The following is an 18,090-nucleotide window of genomic DNA, read 5'->3' on the forward strand; positions in this document are numbered from 1 at the left end:
AAAGCGATGTAATGTTCGCAACAGACGGCGCTCATTGTCTGGTTCCAAGGAGAGCAAATGCTCGCAGGACAAGGACAAAGATCGTGATATTCAACCGTCGCCTGACCGTACGCCCGGTGATCGCTGCTGTCGCTTTAGGAACCACGGCGCTCGTCGGTGTCGCAGGTGGGGCAATCGCCGCGGACGACGGTCGCGCTAACATCGCCGAACGGTTCACCGCGCCCGGGCCGGCTGCCGTGGCGTCGACCGGTGTGCACGCGTCGCTTTCGGACATGGTCGAGGCTGTGGGACCCAGCGTCGTTCAGATACAGGTCAAGCCGTCATCTGCTCAAGAGCAGCAATTCGAACCGACGCAGTTCGGGTCGGACGACAGCGAACTGGCTGATCGCCTGGGACAATTGTTCGGCTTTGGCCTGCAGGATCGGCGCGGAAACCGCGAGGCTCCCGAACAGCAACAAGGCCCGCAGCGCGGATCGCTCGGCTCGGGGTTCATCGTCGATGCATCCGGGATCGTCATCACGAACAACCATGTCGTCAACGGCGCCGACCGCGTTACCGTCCAGATGTCGGACGGCCGCGAGTTCTCCGGACGCGTCCTCGGTCGTGATCCAAAGATCGATGTCGCCGTGGTGAAGATCGACGGGCAGGGTAGGTTCACCCCGATCAAATGGGGTGACAGCGATCATATCCGGGCCGGAGACAGCGTGTTTGCGGTCGGCAGTCCGTTCGGCCTCGGCAATACCGTAACGTCGGGCATCGTGTCCGCCCGCGGTCGGGAAATCGGGGCCGGGCCATATGACGATTTCTTGCAGGTCGATGCTGCGATCAACAGTGGCAACTCGGGTGGGCCGCTGTTCGATGGTGCCGGCCGGGTCGTCGGCGTGAACACCGCGATCTTCTCGCCGACGGGCGGTAATGTGGGCATCGGGTTTGCGATACCTGCCGCCATGGCGCGGAAGGTCGCGCTTCAAATTGCGCAAACTGGCCACGTGTCGCGGGGCAGGATCGGCGTCTCATTGCAGGACCTGACGCCGGAGATTGCCAGTGCGATGGGCTCGAGCATCACCAAGGGCGCATTGATCGCTGAGGTTGAAGATGGCGGGGCAGCCGCACGATCCGGCCTGCAGCGCGGCGACGTCGTTCGAAGTTTCGGATCCAAGCCGGTCAATAACGGTCGCGATCTTGCTCGCGCCGTAGCGGAGGCGCGGATCGGTTCGATCGTTCCAACCCAGGTGCTCCGTGACGGCCATCAGGTCTCCCTGAACCTGCGCATTGGAAGCGAATCGTTGGGCCAATCCTAAGCTTATGGAACCGGCTGACCGTACACGCGTCCGCTCCCTGAGACCTCGAAGGAAACGTCCCGACCTTGAAGCTGCTCCTGATCGAAGACGACGCACAGACCGCAGAGTATGTCCGCCGCGGCCTGGTGGAACTCGGACACGCGTCGGACCATGCGGCGACCGGCATCGACGGCCTCACCGCCGCGATCGTCGGTACCTATGATGCAATCATCTTGGACAGGAACCTCCCTGAGTTGGACGGATTGTCGGTCCTGAAGTCTCTGCGGGCGAAGGGTGATCGGACGCCGGTGCTGCTTCTGTCCGCGCTGGGACAGGTGGACGACAGGATCGCCGGGCTTCAGGCCGGTAGCGACGATTACCTCGCCAAGCCGTTCTCGTTTGGCGAACTTGTCGCTCGCTTGGAGGCGATCGTGCGTCGACGAAGCGAGACGCACACCACGCAAGGTACGCGGCAGACGGGGTCATTGACGCTCGATTTGCTTGGACGCACGGCCACACGCAACGGCAGGCGCATCGAACTGCTCAACAAGGAGTATCAGCTGCTCGACTATCTGACTCGCCATGCCGGGCAAGTGGTGACGCGGACGATGCTGATCGAGGCGATCTGGGACTACAACTTCGATCCGGGGACGAACGTCGTCGACGTCCATGTCAGCCGCCTGCGCGCCAAGATCGACGGTCCGGATGATGTTCCGATGATTAGAACGGTGCGCGGCTCCGGCTATAGGCTGGATGCTGTCTGACGATGCGCCTGCCGTCGACAGCCGCGCTGCGCGGTGCGCTTTGGATCACCCTGATCGCGCTGATCGCGACCGGGATCGCCTTGAGCGTTCAATATGTCCAGACGGTACGCCTGCTCGACGCCCGCGCTCAGGCGGCGGTCGACGACGAGACGGCAGGGCTTATCGAGCGCTATCAGAGCGAGGGGCCATTAGCGGTGGCGCATTCTGTATCGCGTGCGGTCGGGCGCCCGCGCGTTACAGACTTCATCTATCTCATGACTGACGCTTCGGGAGAGCCCGTCGCAGGCAATCTTGCCAAATGGCCCCTCGAGATCGACCGCACCGGATATCGTACGTTCGATACGCAGGTCGCGACGACGCGAGGCACGGTGATCCAGCGCCAGGTCGCTGCCCGCACGGTGCTTCTCGGCAACGACTATCGACTGCTCGTTGGTAGCCTCTCGGACGATCGCAGGCTGCTGCACGGCCGCTATGTTTCAGCGCTGGCCTGGTCACTCACGGCCACGGGAGTGATCGGCCTGCTCTTCGGTTTCTGGTACAGCCGGCGCGGGCTCGCCTTCCTCGATGCCGCCAGCACGGCTGGCGATCGTTTTCGAGCCGGGCACCTCGACGAGCGCTTGCCCGTGACGGGACGCGGCGATGAATATGACCGACTTGCAGCGACGCTGAACCATAGTTTTGCGGAGATCGAACGTCTGGTGGATTCACTGCGAACTGCGACCGATGCGCTTGCTCACGATCTGAAGACGCCGCTGACGCGTATTCGGTCTCGGCTCGAGCTTGCGGCTCTTGGCGGGGATCAAAACGAAGTGACATCGGACATGCGCGGAGATCTCGACGGCCTGCTCCGTACGATCGACGATACGCTACGACTGGCCCGAGCGGAGACGACGATGGCCAGCGAGTTCGTTCCAGTCGATCTGGCGGCAATCGTGATCGAGGCCGTGGAGTTGTTCGAACCCTTGGCAGACGATCGTGGCCTGACTCTTACGATCGAAACGGCGCCGGTGACGGTAAGCGGCGTCCGTTCGCTGTTGGGGCAGATCGTCGCCAATCTGCTCGATAACGCGATTAAGTACACACCGCCCGGCGGGGCAATCCGCGTGACGCTTGCGCGCACGCTCAAGGGGGTCACGCTTGTCGTGGCGGATACAGGACCGGGCATACCAGCCGACCAGCGCGAACATGCCCTGACGCGCTTTATTCGGCTCGACACGAGCCGTCATTCCGAGGGCAGTGGCCTTGGTCTCAGCATCGCACAGGTCGCTGCCCGCGTTCATGGTGCCTCACTGACGCTGAGCGACAACGCGCCTGGGCTTCATGCTGCTCTACATTTTCCAAGGACGTAGACATATTCTGATGGGGGTCTTGCGGTTGCGCAAAATCCGCGGTCCTCGCCGCCGTTTGCTGCAATAGTGACGCGTCTATCCGGCCATCTTTCTCAAAGCGCGAAAGGTTGGCCGAAAAGACTCTCGAGCGAGATGAATGGACGCCCGCTTCTGAAAAGCTGTCGAGGACAGCTGAATGTCCGCAACTGGGTCCTCGCGTCGTCAGGCGCTGTCGCAAAACTCCTGATTTCCGAACGTCCCGTATGTCGCGAGTTCTGCGGCAGGTAGCCTCCAGTCTCATCGGCTTGCGGGACCTGAACGACGAACGTGCTTGGTATAAGCCTGAGCAATGAGGTTGCTGGCAGCCTCGCGAACCAGACGTCCGTTTCGGCGCAACGATGATGTCGCCCGTCCCCTTGATTAGCCATCATTGGCGGCCGGCGTTAAAGGCGAAATGATGAAGAGCCAACTCAATCCACGCGTGTTCTGGGGCGCGTCCGCTATCATTGCCTTGCTCCTGGCGACGACGCTCGCGATGCCGGGTACCGCAGACGCCGCTTTCAAGGCGGCGCAAAGCTGGACGATCGACACCTTTGGGTGGTTCTACATCGCATCGGTGGCCGTGTTCCTGGTGGTGGTGCTAACACTGGGCTTCGGGCCGGCAGGCAAGCTGAAGCTCGGACCGGACGATTCCGAACCCGATTTCCCGTATCTGTCGTGGCTTGCGATGCTCTTCGCCGCCGGCATGGGCATCGGGCTCATGTATTTCGCCGTGGCCGAACCTATCCAGCATTACATCTCGCCCCCAGAGGCCAAGAGCGGCACCATTCTCGCCGCGCGCGAGGCGATGGCGATCACCTTTCACCATTACGGCGTACACGCCTGGGCGATCTATGCGCTGGTGGGGCTGAGTCTGGCCTATTTCACCTATCGCAAGGGCATGCCGCTGACGTTGCGGTCGGGCCTGTCGCCGATCCTGGGCAAGCGCATCAACGGTCCGCTCGGCGACGCGATCGACATCTTTGCGGTGTGCGGAACGGTCTTCGGCGTCTCCACGTCCCTCGGCTTTGGTGTCTCACAGATGACCGCAGGCCTCGCGTATAATTACGGCCTTCCCGATACGATCACGACCAAGATCATCGTGATCGTGCTCGTCATGGGGGCTGCCACGCTGTCAGTGCTGAGTGGCGCAGACCGCGGCATTCGGCGCCTGTCGGAGCTCAACCTGACGGTCGCCGTGCTGCTGATGCTGTTCGTCATGGCGGTCGGCCCGACGCTGTTTCTGCTGCGCGCGCTGGTCCAGAACTTCGGTCTGTACCTCGATCATTTCGTGATGCGCACCTTCACCCTTTATGCCTACGAACCACGCGCGTGGATGGCGGACTGGACCTTGTTCTACTGGGCGTGGTGGATCGCATGGTCGCCCTTCGTCGGTATGTTCATCGCCCGTATTTCGCGCGGGCGAACGATCCGTGAGTTCGTCATCGGCGTTCTGTTCGTCCCCACCGCTTTCACCTTCCTGTGGATGACGGTCTTCGGCAACACCGCCATTGCGCTGGATCTGGGCCCCGCGGCGGGCGGGATCGCGGATGCGGTGCAGGCGGACCTGTCCACGGCCCTGTTCAAGTTTCTGGAATATCTGCCGGCCGCAGGCGTTACCTCGACACTCGCGATCGCACTGGTTGCGATCTTCTTCATCACCTCTGCGGATTCGGGCGCACTCGTGATCGACACGCTGGCATCCGGGGGCGCTGAGGAGACGCCGCGCTGGCAGCGGGTCTATTGGTGCGTGCTCCTGGGCGTCACGGCCACGTTGTTGCTGGTGGCGGGCGGGCTTGGCGCGCTGCAAGCCGCGACGCTGCTCGCAGCGCTGCCCTTCTGCTTCATCATGCTGATGCTGGCGATCGGTCTGGTGCGCCAGACCAATGCCGACCTGGCCGGCATAACGCTTGGCGACGACGCGCCCGCCATCAGCGAACGGATCAAGCGATTGCTGGTCCCGGCCCGCCGTACCGACATCATCGAACAAATGGTGCGTAACGGCGAACCGGCGCTCAAGTCGGTCTATGATGCCATGCAGGCAGAAGGCTGGACGGCCAACGCGCTCACGGTCGAGGAGGGCCTCATCGTGCTGACGGTCGGCAGTGATGATGCCAGTTCGTTCGTCTACCGGCTGGCGCCACGCGCCCGGCCACTGGCAGCCTATACCGCATTGGAGGCGCCGGAAGCCCGTCGCAGCATGGCGTGGACATTGGCAGCGCAGGCGAACCGCGAAACCAAGTTTCGCGACCTGACTGGCTTCTCTGCTGATCAGATTGCCAGCGACGTGCTGACCCAACTCGAACGATGGCGCCTTGCTGGAGCCTTGGGTGCTGCTAACGGCATAGGTAGCTAAGTACTAAGCTTCGCACCGCAGCTGCATGCCCGTTCGCTGGACAGCTTAACAGTCGCAGATGTCCGGGGCGATAGTTGGCGGCTTCGATGTACATCCGCGACACCCAATACCCGACCCTCCGCTATGACCGGCTGGAGTTTTACCGCAATAAAGCCGGAAACGGGGCGCTTCGATTAAACAGTCCCGGCCCGATAGAGATGAACGAACGGCTGGTTTCGGCGAACTGCCAATCAGTCGGGAATGGCCGAAAATGGGTCGATCCTGTCAGGCCAAGTCTAAATTTATGGCTTCTGCGCTGCCTTGTCAGGTTGGAGTAAATGAACGGCAGTTTCGCGAAGGTGAATCCCAAATCTTTGGTCATAGCTGAACCACGCACCGGTGATCAGCATTGCCCAAAATACACTGAACAGCGAGCCGACAAGAAAGTTTTCCGCGAGGAGTTTAGTATCAAGCTCTTTGAACCGAGCGACTGCCTCCAATGCGATGACTGCGGCAAGAACCTCCCGACTGTGTGCGGTGATGCCGATCGCAAGGATGAGACGTTCTTGCCATCCGATAATACGGCCGGCTGAATAGGCCTCTTCGGGCGTCGCGGCCATCGCTTCCTTCATCCCCGTCAGCGATAACAGACTGCGGCACGCCCCATTGCCGACCCCAGTGAGCAGCCATAGGGCAAGTCCAGAGTAAACGGCGCAATGAAGGTACCTTCCGATCCTGAAACATGAACAAATGATTGGTTTCAGCGAGCTGATAGGATGCCCTGAGCGTCGCCCTCTGGGTCTTTGCGGGTTCGATGCGAAGGCGTCGCCGAGCTCGGCGTCTACCTCGCGGGCGCGGCTTTGATAAACTCGATTCACAACGTCATGGCAGTGCGCATGCTCTGCGTGCCAGTGACGCTCGACGCGCTGCTCGGCGAGCTGCCCGCGATCTAGCGGTTGCCCCTCCCCGAACTGCCAATCGGGGAGGGTTGAGACATTTATCGCGACGCCGTCTTCGCTACCGGGGAGACCCGCCAGATCGTGTTCGACAGGTCGTCGGCGACGTACAGCGCGGTGCGCGATCCGTCGAACGTCACGCCCACCGGCCGGCCGCGTGCCTTGCCGTCAACCAGGAAGCCGGTGACGAAGTCCTGCTTGGCGCCTGCCGGACGGCCGGCACGGAACGGCACCCAGCTGACCTTGTAGCCGGAAAAATCGGGCCGGTTCCAGCTGCCGTGCTGACCGACAAACGCCCCCTCGCGATACTGGCCGCCCATGCCCTGGCCGCTCGCGAAGGTCAGTCCCAGCGCGGCGACATGCGCGCCAAGCGCATAATCGGGCGCGATCGCGCGCGCGACCATGCCCGCATTTTGCGGCCGCGGACGCGGATCAACGTTCTTGCCCCAGTAGCTCCACGGCCAACCGTAGAAGGCGCCGGGCTGCACCGATGTCAGATAGTCGGGCACCAGCCGCGCGCCAATCTCGTCGCGCTCGTTCGCAACCGCCCACAGGCCGCGCGTCCAAGGATTGATCGCCAGCGCGGTTGGATTGCGGATGCCGGTGGCGTAGGTGCGGTGCGCGCCACTGGCGGGATCGATCTCCCACACCATTGCGCGGTCGCCCTCGATCTCCATGCCGCGCTCGCCGACGTTGCTGTTCGAGCCGATGCCCACGTACAGCCGCTGCCCGTCGGCGCTCGCGGTCAGCGACTTGGTCCAGTGATGGTTGACCTGGCCGGGCAGCTTGGTGACCTCGACCCCGGTCGAGCGCGGGATCGCGGTTTGGCCGGTGATGTAAGGGAATCGCAGCAGCGCGCCCTGTTCGGCAACGTACAGATTGCCGCCAACCAGCGCGAGCCCGTAGGGCGCGTCGAGCCCGTCGATGAACACGGTTTGCGCCTCCGGCCGGCCGTCACCATTGGCGTCGCGCAGCAGCGTTAGCCGGTCGCCGCCCTCGACGCTCGTGTTGCCGAGCCCCTTGATATAGCCGGCGATCACGTCCTTTGGGCGAAGCTTGGGTGCATTGCCGCCGCGCCCCTCGGCTACCAGCAGGTCGCCGTTCGGCAGCACAAGCATCTGCCGTGGGATGCGCAGGTCGGTCGCGAAGGGGACGATGCGGAAGCCGGCCGGCACGGTCGGCACCGCGTCGCCCCAGCCGGTCGGTCGCGCAACCTTGATGGTCGGGACCAGATGCTGGCGAATATCCGGCAATTGGGGCTCGGGCCCGGTATCCCGGACGTTCGGTGGGCCGCCACAGGCAGCGAGGACGAGCGACAGCGCGGCGGCGGTCGCCGCGGCGACGGCGCGGGCGACGGTCATGCGTGGTCTCCGCGGGCGATGGTCGAGAACGTCATCCATCCCGCCGCGATCGCGAGGATGGTGCAGCTGAGCGACAGGAACAGGCCGCCGAACTCCACCGAACTCCACGCATCCTGGCTGTGCTTGAACGCGTCGATCAGCCCCAGCACCCACATGCCAGCTGTCAATCCGACATAGGTGAAGGCCGCACGCGCACTCGCCGTCTTCCGCCGCTGGATCGCGCCGACGATGGCGAAAACCACGACAGGCGCGCCGAACACCAACGCGCCGGTGATCGCCCACTGGGCGAAGTTCGTCCACTGGATTTCGGCGGTGTTGAGATAGGTGACGTCCGCCATCGCCGCGGTCGAGAACAGCGCGATGGGGAAGCTCAACAGGATCGCATGAATCGGCACCAAGATGGGCGCAGCGCGGGAAGGCGGCATGGGATCCTCCGAGAACAGTCCGAAACGGAACGGTTCTGGCACAATGCCGCACGATCTGAATGGTTGCTTCGATCGATAACTCTCGGGTCAATGAAGTGGGAAGCGTCTCCGCGTGTCTCCCGATCGGCGTTAGCCAATGCGCTAGCGATGTTGTCGACGTTACGCGAGCTCGGGAAGATTTCTGCCGATGCTATGAAAGCTACTGCCCGTCTCGGCCCGAGCGTCCGACATGCGGCTAGTCAAGATCTCTACAAGACGCTCTCGGCAGCGACCCGATCAAGGCATAGTTTGTGCGGGCGCATGCGTCGAGGGCTATCCGGCGGCCAGTGTTACTCGCCCCACATTTTTAAAGATTAATGAATGTCCGAAGCTGGTAAGCTACGGGACTTGTGTATCTTATTGGCGATCCACTGGTAGGTCGGGTCCAGTCGGCCGTCCTTGCGACCCCGCAGGCGAAGCAGGCAGCGCAGCACGTCAAGGCCAATCCCCTCGAGGGCACCGTTGCGCTTACAAGGCAGCTTGGTTTCATGCTCGAACGCTTCGGCCGCGCGCATGCGCGCGTTATGTTCGTTCTTTGGAAACGTGTTGTGCGTGCGCCATAGCGAAACCTCGGCACCACCAGCGTTCTTACTGTGCCGACGAACGTGCGAGTTTGAGCGTGCTCGGTCGCGGACGCCTGTTGTAATTTCGCTAAACGAGCGAGCGATATTGCTCGCGCCGGAGGGTGTGCGGTTGAACGTGGCGGCGGGCAGCCGAGCTCGACATCGCGATCCTCGATGTCGTGCGGATCAACTATGGCGCGACCGACGACCAGGTGATGCAATCCGCCGCCCGCGCGGTCGGCTTCAAGTCGACGAGCAGCCAGCTCCGCGAGCTGCTGGCGGACGTGATCGCCGCGGCGATCAAGCGCGGGCGGCTGACGCGGCAAAGCGGCATGCTCGTCCTCGGGCCGGAAGCGCCCGGCGCCTAGCGATCGGCCACGGCGTTCTGGCCGATCGAGCAAGGCCGCGTCGCTCTCCTCAGTGGCCGAGGCTGCGATCCGGCACGCGCTAACCAATTGTAAACGCTAGGCCGCTAAAATTTCCGTACGTCCAGGGACGAAGTCCCTGAGCGAGGAAAAGAGGAAGGCCATGCCTGCCAGAGCCCGTGTCCGCGCCGTCGCTACCGCGATCGCCTTGGCGTGCGCGCTTTCCGCGACACCTGTTGCCGCGCAGGTCAGCGTGGATATCGGGGGGCAGAGGCAGGACGTTCCCGCCAACACCGTGCGTACCGTCACCACGCTCAACGGGCGTACGCGGATCGTCGACGCCGCATGGCCCGGCGGCGAGGCGACGCCGGGCATGGCGTCGATCACCACCACCGAGACCATCGACGAGGATGAGGAGGGCCGCGTTCTGTCGCGCTCCGTCGTCACCCGCATCGAGCCGCAGCGCGCGATGGTCGCCGTCGTGGCCTACACGCCGCCGTCCCCGCCGGCGCCGCCACCTGCACCCCGCCTCGAGATCGACCCGGCGGACCTCGAAGAGCCGGTCGCGATCGGAACGCCACAGGTCCTGCGCATCACCCGCGATTCGTGGGGCGGGCACTTCGTCGCGCCGATGATCATAAACGGCGTCCGCGTCCGTGCCATCATCGACACCGGCGCGGCCTACAGCATCCTGTCGGTGGAGGACGCACACGCGACCGGTGCCGACCGCGCCGTGCAGCGCGAGGAAACCGCGGTCGGCATCGGTGGCTACACGCAGCTCAGCGTCGCGCGCGTCGCATCGGTCGAGATCGGCGGGCAGAGCCTTGGCCGCATGACGATGCGGATCGGCCAGCCCGGCATCCCCTATACGCTGCTCGGACAGACCGAGATCGCGCGGCTGGGACGCGTCACGATCGAGGACGGCGTGATGACGATCACGCCGCGCGGGGCGCCGACTGAGGTTGCCGGGCGCTAGGTCCGGCGACCGATCGATGCCGTGGTGAGATAACGGTCGGTCCTCCGCGCGAAACTCGGCGACAGGCGACCCCCGTAATTTCCGGCGCAAGGCTTCTGGCGCCAGGCTTCCACCGTTAGGTGCTACGCCGCGCGGCGCAGCGTGTAGCGGCCGTTTTCGACGGCGGCGTGGCCGAGGCGGACGAGCGCGGCGAGCGTGGCGGCGACCTGATCATAAGGTGCGCAACCACGCCAGATCGGGATTGCATCGCTGACCGTCTCGAAGTCGAGCCAGATCCGTGGATAAGCCCATGGTGCCATCGCAGCGGCTGCGCCCATGGGATCGTGATCGGTGACTCCCGTGACGGTCGCACCGTGTATCCTGCGATGCATGTCAGAGCTCAGGGCCGCTGGATCGATCAGCGTGAGGTCTTCGATACCTTCGGCCAGGAACCGTTCACCCGCACCCCGCGGTAAAAGCGTCACCGGCCATTTGGGACCAGTCGGATGATCCTTTTCGCAATAGGCTGCGAACGCGCACGCAAAGGGTTTCGTGCATTGATCGCCCATAGGTACGTCGGGTTCGGGACCTGCCATCGCTTCCCGTGCGGCGGCGGCAATCGTCTCGCGGTTGGCAACCGCTTCGAAAAGCCTGCTCGTCAAATCGACATCAGCGAACAGCCCAACGTGGTCGTGGGGCTGGTCGAGCACAAACTCTCTGTCGATATGGCGGATCGACACTGCCGTGATGACGACGCCGGCTCCACGCGCGACCCATAGCTTCGTTGCGAGCGCGGCTTCGTGTTCGGGCTTCGCTTTCGTCGAGCTTTTCACTTCAACGATCTGCCACCCCGCCTCATGGGGTTCGAGCAGGTCAATACGGACCTGGACGCCCAGGTATTCGAATTGCGCTCCGATTACGGGGCCGTCATGCCCACTCGCTAAGAGCGCGAGCGTGACGGCGGGTGGGGTGGTGGTGGAGGTCGGGTCGGGCTGGATCCGCACGGCGCCCACACGTTGGCTATACACCAGCTCGCGCACCGCCTGGCTGGTCGCAAGCCGCGCACCTGCATCAGGCTCGGCTCCGGCAGCCTCGCTTCGATGTGTCATCAGCCAAGCTCGTTTTGCACACTGTTCGAGGTTACCGCGGCGCTAACCCTCAATCTACGGAACGATAGGCCTTCGAAGCTGCTTCTACGCTCATCTGCAACCCCCGTCTTCGACTGGATCTGACGATGAGCACGAACCTGGTATCCGCGGTTTTCGATAATCATGCCGAGGCAGAGCGCGCCGTGTCCGAGCTTCGCGCCGCCGGTGTAGACGACAGCGCCATTTCTATCGTTGCTCAGCACGACGGCAAGAATACGACCACGGACGGGAACGGCGACACCCAGGAGTTTGTCGGTAAGGTGGCAGCCGGCGCTGGTATCGGCACCCTGCTAGGTATCGCGGCCTTGGCCATTCCTGGCGTCGGTCCTCTGGTTGCCGCTGGCGCGATCGCGTCCGCTGCTATCCCAGCTGCGGCAGTCACCGGCGCCGCACTTGGTGGCGCTGTCGGGGGTCTAGAAAAGGTGATGACCGATCACGGCGTCAGCCGAGTCGACGCTAGCTACTATGAAGGCCGCATCAACGAGGGAGGCGTGTTCGTCTCTGTTGATACCGGCGCCTCTGGAGTTAGTCCTGAAGACGCTGCCGATGTCCTGTATCGATCGGGCGGACACACCGCGACGCGGGCGAAGGTCGCGGTAGCGTAATCGCAACGGTACAGGGCAGATTTAACGGGGGCGTTTCAGTTTCGGAACGCCCCTATAGCTTGAGCGCGAGAGCCCTTGGGCCTACCCTATCTCACAACGTTAAGCCGACCCATGACTTACTGGCACTCGCCCATCTGCTACTGCCGCCAGTACCGATCCCACCTAACGGCCGCCCCCTGACGCGCAAGAAAGTGGGCAACCGTCTGGCAACGTGCATTGGGCCACGACACGACTGTAGTTTTTACCGGTTCGGCACCTGGACTGCGGTGACGGCGTCGCAGGGGTCGAAGCGCGAGAGGAAGATGCGGTCTGAGATACGGTCGGCGGGGTGGACAACCGACATTGCGCAGATGCCGACCCTTCGGGCCTAGAGATCTTACTGCTTTGGCGCGTCCGTGATTGCATCGACTGCGGCGGCAACGCGGCGCCAATCCCCGGGTGCGGCCGTATCCTGGAGCAGATCGACAAATCGGCCGACAAACAGGTCGTCATGGTCGTTGCCGAACTGCGCGACGATATTGCCGGCCATCTCCCAAACTTCGCGCTCGGTCATTCTGACCGCGTCAGGCACAGGCACCGCCTGCACGAGTTGGAAAAACGGGCCCACGCACCGTCATCCGATCTGTCGAATAGGGCCGCTGCAAGGACAGGACGTCGTCGTAGCTGCCGGTCAGCCACCGCTCGTGATCGTCTGGCCGAAGGATAGTGATCATCGCCTTGGGATGGATCGGCGCCACCAGTTCATTGGCGTCGCACGTCACCATAGCGAAGTAGCGCCGATCATCGACCTGTCGCCAGAAACCGGCGATCGCGAACACCGGCTGGTCGGTCACCGCAAACCACATCTCCCCCTTGATCGGCTTCTTGCCGTCGCCGAGGTCAGTGGGCTCGCGTGCCCATTCACAGAATTCCGTAAGCGGGATGAGGCAGCGGCTCGCCGGATCGGAGACGAGTGAACGCCACTGTGGGAGATGGAGCGTGCGCACGTTGGTCTGGGCAACCTTGCGGCCGGCCTGCTTCGCCTGCCCAGCCAGAACGTCCCATTCCATCACGTCGATCCCGCGGCGATCAGCTTCGTTTCGCACAACGTACGCCCGACCGAACGGGCGTAGCTCCTTCGGGTCGAACCGGTTGTCCATCGGCTTGTCGGCAAGCCATTCCGCACCAAATCGTTCGGTTATGGTCTCCGGCTCGCTGTCGAACCGGGCGCGATTACACATCGATCAGCTCCCGAGGCCGCGACGTTTGATCTCGCTGAGCAGTGCTTCGGCCACCGGGTGGCCAACCTCGCCGCCCGATTGTTCATAAGCGTTCGTCAAATCCGCGTCCGACGCAGTGTTCAGCAGGCCGCGGACTTCCGCGCTGAATTGATCGACTTCCTCCGCCGCTGCGTCCGCGGCGTTGTCGCTGGTGATGGCGGGTTCGTCACCTGGAGCCGGCGGATGGGCCATCACGGCGTCCTGCTTAAACACGTCGAAGGCGTCCGCTGCTTCGTTTCGCTCCTCCAAAGCGACCTCAATGAGAGTGAACAGGTCGAGCGATTCAGTGTTTTCCATTGAGCAAACCTACCCGGTCTGTGGCGTGGCGCAATATGGCGCCACGCTGCATCGATGGTTCAGCGGTCGAACCCCGCGACACTTGCCGCTACGCGCGTACTTTGATCGCTGCGTGCGGTTAGGTCGGCATATTGAAGGGCGGGCTTCGGGCGCGGGCGGGGATATAATCAATTTGAAACGCATGGTGATCAGGCGGCGGCTGAGTTAGACACCTCATTCAACAGGAGACAATTCAATGCGTTATGTGATCCGTAAAGACGGCGATCTGTCCATGGTTGGTATTCATCGGAACAGCTTCGACGAGGCACTCGCCACCGCTGCCGAGATGATCGCGATGCGCGACGACGAGAAGTCGATTACGGTGGAAGACACGTGGGAAAGCCGGACCATCGACGAAGCCGAGATTGCCTCGCTTATCGCCGCGCGATCGCCGGACCCGACCGCCACGGCGCACGATAGCTAATTCGGGGGATATGGATGAACGGCTATGTGGAATTTCAAAGTCCCGAGGGCGATCCGATCGTCGTGAACGTGGATCGGGTGAACTATGTGCGCCGCTTCAAAGGCGGGAATGATGCCAGTGCGGTGAACTTTGAGAAGGGTAATTATGTCGTGGTGAAGGGGAATATCGCGGCGGTGATGAAAGCGCTTGAGGAAGGGTAGCTGCCGTTCTTCATAGGGGGGCCGGACTGTGGAAGGCCCCTCGGGATTTGCTTCGCATGCAGCAATCTTTCGAAACAGGCGGGCCCTGCGCCGGCCCGGACGCGTTCACTGTTAATGCCTGACACACAAAAACTCCGTGCCGCGTACGAGGCCGGTCTGAAGGTCGGGCAATCCGTCGATGGGCTTCCGAAGACATGCCCCTTCTCGCAAGGGAGTGCTCTCGCAGAACGGTTCGCCTGGCTCTCGGGATTCAGTGTTGGCAAAGCGGTTCGCCTTCGCGGCGCCAGCTAGCGGGTTCCCGCCTTGTGGTTGGTAGGCAAGATTAAGTAATTTCTCCGGATCGATTCCATGAATCGGTGATTGTGGGGGGACATAATTGATGAACTTTCCGTGGAAAGAAAACGCGACTTTGGTGCGCATGGCCGTCGCAGGCCAACCGGATGATCAATCATCCGAGATACTGTTCGAAGGTCCATTGATCACGCTGGCCAAGAAGGTCAAAGCCATGAAGCCGGTTGATCGTCGTGGTTTGCGCCTGTCATTACCCGATCGGCACGTTCGACCGCATACCTTCCAGGACGATGGACTGGTGGCGTTGATCGACAGCATTCCAGCGGGTTAGTGTAATTCTTCCCATACTACAGCAATTAGGGGAATATAGGGCAACGAATCGCTATCGGCAGAAGCGTGTAGCGCACAATGATGTTTGCGCTTGGACGCTCCTCAGTCCTGGCGCCACTCTGATATTTTCTGGCAATCAGACATTCTCAATACATTCGGCCTATACAGAACCGTTTAGGGAGGGGCGTCGATGTTGAGATGGTTGCTTCCACTGAGATCGCCAGCCTCACGCCCCACGGATGAACTGCTGGCTGAGCAGTATGCAGCCCTACGGCAGCAGATACCGCTCATGTACGGCCTGATGTTCGTCGACATCATATTCCTAGCGGTGTCGTCGTTCGATGACGTCTCGTTAACCATGAGTTTGGTGGTGCCGCTCGCCTTGTCGATTGTTATCGCGGTGCGGGCCGGATTGTGGCTCAGCCGCAGAACGATCGCAGCGCCGCCGACCAATATCCGTAGATACTTTCGTGGCACGATCATCGCGGCTGCGGTCCTGAGCCTAGCGTTCGGTGGGTGGGGCCTCATGCTGTTCGAACAGGCCGATCCGAGGCGCAGCATGTCCGTCGCGCTTTATGTTTTCGTGGGGACCATCAGCTGCTGCTACTGCCTTCTCACCCTGCCACTTGCCGGCCGACTGGTGCTACTGCTCGGGGCTATGCCGGTGACGATACAGCTTCTCGCGTCGGGCGACTGGCAACTTATTGGTACGGGTGCGAACTTCATCATCGTTGCGGTTCTCATCCTGCGGACGATGTCCACGAGCTATGCGGGATTCACCGAGGTGGTGCGAAGCCGGTCGGACATGCAGACAGAGCGCGAGCGCGCGCGCGGCGCCGAACATCGGGCGCAGCAGCTTGCTTATCGAGATGCGTTGACAGGCTTGAAGAACCGGCGGGCGCTAAGCGAACAGCTGGATGCGTTCGGCTTTCAGGATCGGTCTGCAACCCATCTCGCCTTGCTCGTGCTGGATCTCGACCGGTTCAAGGCCGTCAATGACGTTCACGGCCATCCGGCAGGCGACCGCTTGTTGAAGGCAGTGGTCGCACGCTTGATTGAGATCGTGGATGGCATTGGCTCCGTCTATCGACTCGGCGGCGATGAATTCGCGATCATCGTCGAGATTTCAGGACCGGACAGCGGTTCCGCCGCCATGCTTGCCCAGACACTTGTCGATCGCCTTGCAGCCCCATTCGAGCTCGATGGACTTAACCACCATATCGGCGCGAGCGTCGGTATTGCCATCCGTCATAGGAACGACGTCGATCGCGAAGGCTTGATGCGCCAAGCCGATATTGCGCTGTACAAGGCAAAGGAAGGCGGTCGCTCGCAACATCGCACGTTCGAGAACAAGATGGACGTTGAGATCACACGGCGATCGGTGCTGGAGCGAGATCTGCGGGATGACATTAAAAGCAGCGCCTTCCTGCCTTTCTATCAGCCGATCGTGAACCTCGCGTCAGGGCAGATAGCAAGCTTCGAGATGCTTGCCCGATGGAACCGCTCGGACGGGGAGGAGATCGGTCCGACCCACTTTATCCCGATTGCTGAAGAATGTGGCCTGGTTGGGGAGCTCATGTTGAAGCTATTCGACCAGGCTTGCCTGGATGCCGCAGCGTGGGGCCCGGGCATAACGCTGGCGGTGAATGTCTCACCGATCCAGCTCAAGGACCCATGGTTCAGCGAGAAGGTCCTAGCGGTGCTCAGGCGTACCGGATTCCCTGCGCAGCGCGTGACGCTGGAGATCACTGAAAACGCCTTGATTGCGGAGCCGACGAACGCCAAGCGGCTGATCCAATCGCTAAAGAACCAAGGCATGCTGCTCGCCCTAGATGATTTCGGTACAGGCTTCTCGTCGATCCAACATCTCCAGATGCTGCCTTTCGACAAGCTCAAGATCGACCGGTCGTTCGTGCAAAGGTTGGAAAGACACAGCCAATCATACAAGATGGTGCTGGCAATAACACGGCTCGCGGCCAGTCTTGGCGTGGACGTCATCGCCGAAGGGATCGAGGATGGATCTGCTCTCGAGATCATTCGGGAGCTCGGATGTGCCGAAGGTCAAGGCTTCTACTTCGGACGGCCGATGGATGCTGAAGGGTCCGTTCAGGCGCTTCGGTCCACGAATTCGCTCCCCCCTCCGCGGTTGATGAGAATCTGATCGTCAGACCAGCAGACCCACTCGTTGGAACAGTCGCCGATGGTTCCGAAGCGCTCAGCAACGGCATTGGCGTCATGCTTGATTGCGGGCTCTTGGGGGCTTGGTGGAGCAGTTCCGCCTGTATTTATATCTTACAGGATCTCTGTGTGACTGCTCGGCGGATTTGCACCATCAACAGAAGCGCGGGCGCGGGCGAGGATGGCGCGCAACTCGGGGCTCTGCACTTCGGCAATGACGTCATCAACCGTTGCGGCGTCCAGCGTCTTCTGGCGTGCCAGCTTCTCAGCAACCGCGCGGACGAACTCGCTTGGCTTGCGAAGCATGCGGCGCACACACTCGCGCACCGTCGGGGGTTTTAGCAGGATGACGGGGCAAACCAAGCTACTGGTTATCACGATGGAGCACGCGCTATGGACGATTGGCGCGCTATCGTCGCCGGTGGCGGTCAAGGTCAGCACATGGCTGCGTTCCGAGATCCGCTCGGACCGGTATCGCGGCGTTGGCGCCGCCCAGACCGCGCTTGGCAGCTTCAAGGGATATGCGCTGTTCAGCCTCGGCGGTGCACTCGAAGTGACGCAGAGGTTCAAGCTGAGCGCGACGCTGTTCAATCTGTTCGACAAGAATTTCGTCGACTATCTGCCATATCGCAGTGGCGCGACGACGGTATATGCGGGCGAATACGCCAACCCGCAGGAAGGCCGCCGCCTATGGCTGTCCGCAACGGTCGATTTCTGACGACCGCGTTGTCGCATTTTGCAGGACGTCACGTACGCCGAACGACTGGCCGAAGTTGGGGGGGCGTCGTGTTTTCGCGAATGACCGCTTCTGGGTCGTGATCGCCGCGGCTCGAACAGTCTTGAGGATCCCACGCACAGAGATGGCACCTTGGCAGGGCCAACGGCGCTGCGCATCCTGAGCATCGGCAT

Annotated in this window: 21 protein-coding genes; 12 read left to right on the forward strand and 9 right to left on the reverse strand. The window is 62.1% G+C overall.

What is annotated here, in order from left to right; all coding sequences use genetic code 11:
• Positions 1-11 precede the first annotated feature (11 nt).
• The 4 genes from EQZ23_RS18125 to EQZ23_RS18140 all read left to right on the forward strand — a co-directional run bounded on the left by EQZ23_RS18125 (position 12) and on the right by EQZ23_RS18140 (position 5,767).
• Entirely contained in the window at positions 12-1,301 is a 1,290-nt protein-coding gene (locus EQZ23_RS18125; RefSeq protein ID WP_128455849.1) for a trypsin-like peptidase domain-containing protein, read from the forward strand.
• Positions 1,302-1,366: 65 nt separating this feature from the next.
• On the forward strand, positions 1,367-2,044 hold the full coding sequence (locus EQZ23_RS18130) for a response regulator transcription factor (protein ID WP_128455850.1): 678 nt from the start codon (positions 1,367-1,369) through the stop codon (positions 2,042-2,044).
• 2 nt (positions 2,045-2,046) lie between these two features.
• A complete protein-coding gene (locus EQZ23_RS18135) occupies positions 2,047-3,393 on the forward strand; it encodes a HAMP domain-containing sensor histidine kinase (RefSeq protein ID WP_128455851.1) in 1,347 nt (448 codons plus the stop codon).
• A 436-nt stretch (positions 3,394-3,829) separates the two neighbouring features.
• Positions 3,830-5,767 (forward strand): BCCT family transporter, encoded by a 1,938-nt coding sequence (locus EQZ23_RS18140; protein ID WP_240663667.1) that lies wholly within the window; start codon positions 3,830-3,832, stop codon positions 5,765-5,767.
• A gap of 281 nt (positions 5,768-6,048) precedes the next feature.
• Here the strand turns inward: EQZ23_RS18140 and EQZ23_RS18145 are convergent, their stop codons facing one another.
• From EQZ23_RS18145 to EQZ23_RS18160, 4 genes are all read right to left on the reverse strand, one after another.
• Positions 6,049-6,378 carry a hypothetical protein gene (locus EQZ23_RS18145; protein ID WP_240663668.1) on the reverse strand — a complete coding sequence of 110 codons (330 nt, stop codon included), beginning with the start codon at positions 6,376-6,378 and terminating at the stop codon, positions 6,049-6,051.
• Positions 6,379-6,743: 365 nt separating this feature from the next.
• Positions 6,744-8,063 (reverse strand): sorbosone dehydrogenase family protein, encoded by a 1,320-nt coding sequence (locus EQZ23_RS18150; protein ID WP_128455853.1) that lies wholly within the window; start codon positions 8,061-8,063, stop codon positions 6,744-6,746.
• Positions 8,060-8,488: a DUF2231 domain-containing protein gene (locus EQZ23_RS18155; RefSeq protein WP_128455854.1), complete on the reverse strand. Its 429-nt coding sequence runs from the start codon at positions 8,486-8,488 to the stop codon at positions 8,060-8,062. The genes EQZ23_RS18150 and EQZ23_RS18155 overlap by 4 nt, the downstream gene beginning before the upstream one ends.
• A gap of 353 nt (positions 8,489-8,841) precedes the next feature.
• Entirely contained in the window at positions 8,842-9,042 is a 201-nt protein-coding gene (locus tag EQZ23_RS18160; protein WP_128455855.1) for a hypothetical protein, read from the reverse strand.
• A 227-nt stretch (positions 9,043-9,269) separates the two neighbouring features.
• Between EQZ23_RS18160 and EQZ23_RS18165 the strand changes: the two genes are divergently transcribed.
• A complete protein-coding gene (locus tag EQZ23_RS18165; protein WP_128455856.1) occupies positions 9,270-9,458 on the forward strand; it encodes a hypothetical protein in 189 nt (62 codons plus the stop codon).
• A gap of 160 nt (positions 9,459-9,618) precedes the next feature.
• A complete protein-coding gene (locus EQZ23_RS18170; RefSeq protein ID WP_128455857.1) occupies positions 9,619-10,431 on the forward strand; it encodes a retropepsin-like aspartic protease in 813 nt (270 codons plus the stop codon).
• A gap of 122 nt (positions 10,432-10,553) precedes the next feature.
• Here EQZ23_RS18170 and EQZ23_RS18175 read toward each other — a convergent pair whose 3' ends face one another.
• Positions 10,554-11,519: a hypothetical protein gene (locus EQZ23_RS18175; RefSeq protein ID WP_128455858.1), complete on the reverse strand. Its 966-nt coding sequence runs from the start codon at positions 11,517-11,519 to the stop codon at positions 10,554-10,556.
• A gap of 125 nt (positions 11,520-11,644) precedes the next feature.
• On the opposite strand from EQZ23_RS18175, the gene EQZ23_RS18180 reads away from it, so the two are divergent.
• Positions 11,645-12,163, forward strand: coding sequence for a general stress protein (locus tag EQZ23_RS18180; RefSeq protein ID WP_128455859.1), 519 nt, complete (start codon positions 11,645-11,647; stop codon positions 12,161-12,163).
• Positions 12,164-12,539: 376 nt separating this feature from the next.
• On the opposite strand, the gene EQZ23_RS19945 is transcribed toward EQZ23_RS18180, so the two are convergent.
• The 3 genes from EQZ23_RS19945 to EQZ23_RS18195 are packed head-to-tail and all read right to left on the reverse strand — an operon-like array spanning position 12,540 to position 13,719.
• The gene (locus EQZ23_RS19945) at positions 12,540-12,716 is read right to left on the reverse strand and encodes a hypothetical protein (protein WP_164913497.1); all 177 of its coding nucleotides are present in this window, start codon (positions 12,714-12,716) and stop codon (positions 12,540-12,542) included.
• A 10-nt stretch (positions 12,717-12,726) separates the two neighbouring features.
• Positions 12,727-13,383: an SOS response-associated peptidase family protein gene (locus EQZ23_RS18190; protein ID WP_128455860.1), complete on the reverse strand. Its 657-nt coding sequence runs from the start codon at positions 13,381-13,383 to the stop codon at positions 12,727-12,729.
• A 3-nt stretch (positions 13,384-13,386) separates the two neighbouring features.
• Complete coding sequence (locus EQZ23_RS18195) at positions 13,387-13,719, reverse strand: hypothetical protein (RefSeq protein WP_128455861.1); 333 nt, start codon at positions 13,717-13,719, stop codon at positions 13,387-13,389.
• 235 nt (positions 13,720-13,954) lie between these two features.
• Between EQZ23_RS18195 and EQZ23_RS18200 the strand changes: the two genes are divergently transcribed.
• From EQZ23_RS18200 to EQZ23_RS18215, 4 genes are all read left to right on the forward strand, one after another.
• Positions 13,955-14,182 carry a hypothetical protein gene (locus tag EQZ23_RS18200; RefSeq protein ID WP_128455862.1) on the forward strand — a complete coding sequence of 76 codons (228 nt, stop codon included), beginning with the start codon at positions 13,955-13,957 and terminating at the stop codon, positions 14,180-14,182.
• Between the two features lie 14 nt (positions 14,183-14,196).
• Positions 14,197-14,382, forward strand: coding sequence for a hypothetical protein (locus tag EQZ23_RS18205; RefSeq protein ID WP_128455863.1), 186 nt, complete (start codon positions 14,197-14,199; stop codon positions 14,380-14,382).
• Positions 14,383-14,761: 379 nt separating this feature from the next.
• Entirely contained in the window at positions 14,762-15,004 is a 243-nt protein-coding gene (locus EQZ23_RS18210) for a hypothetical protein (RefSeq protein WP_128455864.1), read from the forward strand.
• Between the two features lie 288 nt (positions 15,005-15,292).
• Positions 15,293-17,164 carry an EAL domain-containing protein gene (locus EQZ23_RS18215; protein WP_240663669.1) on the forward strand — a complete coding sequence of 624 codons (1,872 nt, stop codon included), beginning with the start codon at positions 15,293-15,295 and terminating at the stop codon, positions 17,162-17,164.
• Between the two features lie 131 nt (positions 17,165-17,295).
• Here EQZ23_RS18215 and EQZ23_RS20375 read toward each other — a convergent pair whose 3' ends face one another.
• Positions 17,296-17,487: a hypothetical protein gene (locus tag EQZ23_RS20375; RefSeq protein ID WP_240663670.1), complete on the reverse strand. Its 192-nt coding sequence runs from the start codon at positions 17,485-17,487 to the stop codon at positions 17,296-17,298.
• A 73-nt stretch (positions 17,488-17,560) separates the two neighbouring features.
• Between EQZ23_RS20375 and EQZ23_RS20380 the strand changes: the two genes are divergently transcribed.
• The gene (locus EQZ23_RS20380) at positions 17,561-17,899 is read left to right on the forward strand and encodes a TonB-dependent receptor (protein ID WP_240663671.1); all 339 of its coding nucleotides are present in this window, start codon (positions 17,561-17,563) and stop codon (positions 17,897-17,899) included.
• Positions 17,900-18,090: the final 191 nt, after the last annotated feature.

It is taken from the genome of Sphingomonas sp. UV9 (genome assembly GCF_004101245.1).
Classification (GTDB): Bacteria; Pseudomonadota; Alphaproteobacteria; order Sphingomonadales; family Sphingomonadaceae; genus Sphingomonas.

Excerpts from the sequence above, each read along its gene's own strand:
- EQZ23_RS18125 (WP_128455849.1), top strand. The coding sequence starts at position 12 with ATGTTCGCAACAGACGGCGCTCATTGTCTGGTTCCAAGGAGAGCAAAT.
- EQZ23_RS18135 (WP_128455851.1), top strand. The coding sequence starts at position 2,047 with ATGCGCCTGCCGTCGACAGCCGCGCTGCGCGGTGCGCTTTGGATCACC.
- EQZ23_RS18140 (WP_240663667.1), top strand. The coding sequence starts at position 3,830 with ATGAAGAGCCAACTCAATCCACGCGTGTTCTGGGGCGCGTCCGCTATC.
- EQZ23_RS18145 (WP_240663668.1), bottom strand. The coding sequence starts at position 6,378 with ATGAAGGAAGCGATGGCCGCGACGCCCGAAGAGGCCTATTCAGCCGGC.
- EQZ23_RS18150 (WP_128455853.1), bottom strand. The coding sequence starts at position 8,063 with ATGACCGTCGCCCGCGCCGTCGCCGCGGCGACCGCCGCCGCGCTGTCG.
- EQZ23_RS18155 (WP_128455854.1), bottom strand. The coding sequence starts at position 8,488 with ATGCCGCCTTCCCGCGCTGCGCCCATCTTGGTGCCGATTCATGCGATC.
- EQZ23_RS18160 (WP_128455855.1), bottom strand. The coding sequence starts at position 9,042 with ATGCGCGCGGCCGAAGCGTTCGAGCATGAAACCAAGCTGCCTTGTAAG.
- EQZ23_RS18170 (WP_128455857.1), top strand. The coding sequence starts at position 9,619 with ATGCCTGCCAGAGCCCGTGTCCGCGCCGTCGCTACCGCGATCGCCTTG.
- EQZ23_RS18175 (WP_128455858.1), bottom strand. The coding sequence starts at position 11,519 with ATGACACATCGAAGCGAGGCTGCCGGAGCCGAGCCTGATGCAGGTGCG.
- EQZ23_RS18180 (WP_128455859.1), top strand. The coding sequence starts at position 11,645 with ATGAGCACGAACCTGGTATCCGCGGTTTTCGATAATCATGCCGAGGCA.
- EQZ23_RS19945 (WP_164913497.1), bottom strand. The coding sequence starts at position 12,716 with ATGACCGAGCGCGAAGTTTGGGAGATGGCCGGCAATATCGTCGCGCAG.
- EQZ23_RS18190 (WP_128455860.1), bottom strand. The coding sequence starts at position 13,383 with ATGTGTAATCGCGCCCGGTTCGACAGCGAGCCGGAGACCATAACCGAA.
- EQZ23_RS18195 (WP_128455861.1), bottom strand. The coding sequence starts at position 13,719 with ATGGAAAACACTGAATCGCTCGACCTGTTCACTCTCATTGAGGTCGCT.
- EQZ23_RS18200 (WP_128455862.1), top strand. The coding sequence starts at position 13,955 with ATGCGTTATGTGATCCGTAAAGACGGCGATCTGTCCATGGTTGGTATT.
- EQZ23_RS18205 (WP_128455863.1), top strand. The coding sequence starts at position 14,197 with ATGAACGGCTATGTGGAATTTCAAAGTCCCGAGGGCGATCCGATCGTC.
- EQZ23_RS18210 (WP_128455864.1), top strand. The coding sequence starts at position 14,762 with ATGAACTTTCCGTGGAAAGAAAACGCGACTTTGGTGCGCATGGCCGTC.
- EQZ23_RS18215 (WP_240663669.1), top strand. The coding sequence starts at position 15,293 with ATGTACGGCCTGATGTTCGTCGACATCATATTCCTAGCGGTGTCGTCG.
- EQZ23_RS20375 (WP_240663670.1), bottom strand. The coding sequence starts at position 17,487 with ATGCTTCGCAAGCCAAGCGAGTTCGTCCGCGCGGTTGCTGAGAAGCTG.
- EQZ23_RS20380 (WP_240663671.1), top strand. The coding sequence starts at position 17,561 with ATGGAGCACGCGCTATGGACGATTGGCGCGCTATCGTCGCCGGTGGCG.